General features: G+C 28.9%; 2 protein-coding genes. Both read left to right on the top strand.

Annotated elements, in window-relative coordinates; translation table 11 throughout:
• The first annotated feature begins 1 nt into the window (after position 1).
• Positions 2–865, top strand: coding sequence for a prephenate dehydrogenase (locus Q0370_RS06255; protein ID WP_299573532.1), 864 nt, complete (start codon positions 2–4; stop codon positions 863–865).
• Between the two features lie 26 nt (positions 866–891).
• Positions 892–1,494 (top strand): GNAT family protein, encoded by a 603-nt coding sequence (locus Q0370_RS06250; protein WP_299573529.1) that lies wholly within the window; start codon positions 892–894, stop codon positions 1,492–1,494.
• Positions 1,495–1,553: the final 59 nt, after the last annotated feature.

The raw sequence follows: 1,553 nt of genomic DNA, 5'->3' as shown, positions 1-1,553 counted from the left end.
TTTGAAAAAAATAGAAAATTTGACAGTAACAATAGTTGGACTCGGAGTGATTGGAGCTGCTTTTGCACAGAGTTTTAAGGAAATTGGTATTAAAACTGTTTATGGGATTGATATTGATGAGGAAACGATAAAGAAGGCAGAAGAGAAAAATATTATAAACAAAGGATTTCTAGAAACTAAAGAACCTTTGGAAAAGTCAGATTTTGTGGTAATTACTCTTTATCCAAATTTGATGAAGTCGTTTTTTGTGAATAATATTAATTATTTTAAGGAAAATGCCATAATTACGGATGTTGTTGGAATTAAAGAGAAAATTATTAAAGATATTGATCCAATTATTGAGAAGAGTGGAAGAAATATTGACTTCATTTTTGGACATCCTATGGCAGGACGTGAGAAACGTGGGATTGATTTTGCAGATAGTAGAGTGTTTAAAGATGCCAATTATATAATTATTAAGGATGAAAAAAATAAAAAAGAAAATCTAGAACTGTTCTCAGAAATTGTAAAATGCATGGGTTTTAAGAAAGTCAGTTTTCTTACGGCACAGGAACACGATGAGATTATTGCGTTTACGAGCCAGCTTACCCACGCAATTGCGGTTTCGCTTGTAAATAGTGATAGTGAAAAGTACGATACGAATCGTTTTATTGGGGATTCTTATCGGGATTTGACGAGAATTGCGAAAATAAACGAGGATTTGTGGGCAGAACTTTTTATAGGTAATAAAAAAAATCTCTTAAAGATGATACAGCAGTTTGAAAGAGAGCTAGATGTAATAAAAGATGCATTGAATGATAATGATTTAGGAACTTTAAAGGAAAAATTTATAATTTCAACAAAACGGCGAGAAAAGATTGACTAAAGGAAAATTGATTCGGGAGGAATAAAATGGAAAACAATTTTGAAAATAAAAAATGTTTAAAAACATTAGTTGGCGACAATGTTTATCTTTCGCCAATTTCTCTTGATGATGTTGAAGAATATGCTGAAATGGTTAATGATATAAAAGTTTCGGTTGGTTTGGGCTATCTTTCTTATACTAATATCATAGATTTCGAAAGTGAAAAGGAATTTTTAATTTCAGCAAAAAAAGAAAAAATGTTTGCTGTTAGATTACTTAAAAATGACGAGCTTCTAGGAAATATTGGATTTAATTCAGTAGATTTACTAAATCGCACAGCAGTAATAGGAATTATGCTTGGAAATCCTAATTATCAAAGAAAAGGATATGGAATAGAAGCTGTAAAATTAATACTTGACTATGGCTTTTCATTTTTAAATTTGAGAAATATATCGTTAAGTGTATTTGAATATAATGAAGCAGCTTATAATTTATATAAAAAAGCTGGTTTTAAGGAAGTTGGAAGATTGCGAAAAGCAGTTGAGATTATGGGAAAAACTTATGATGTGATTATAATGGATATGTTAAAAGAAGAATTTCAGTCAGTTTATATAAAAAGGGAACTTGAAAAAAGATATAATTTGAAATAAAAATTTATATAGTAAAATCATTTTAAATTTTGAATTTAGTGGTTTTGCTATATTTTAAT

The sequence above is a fragment of the uncultured Leptotrichia sp. genome (assembly GCF_938036635.1).
GTDB lineage: Bacteria > Fusobacteriota > Fusobacteriia > Fusobacteriales > Leptotrichiaceae > Leptotrichia > Leptotrichia hongkongensis.
The sequence above is the reverse complement of the archived record's forward strand: the minus strand, read 5'-3'. Positions and strand labels throughout refer to the sequence as shown.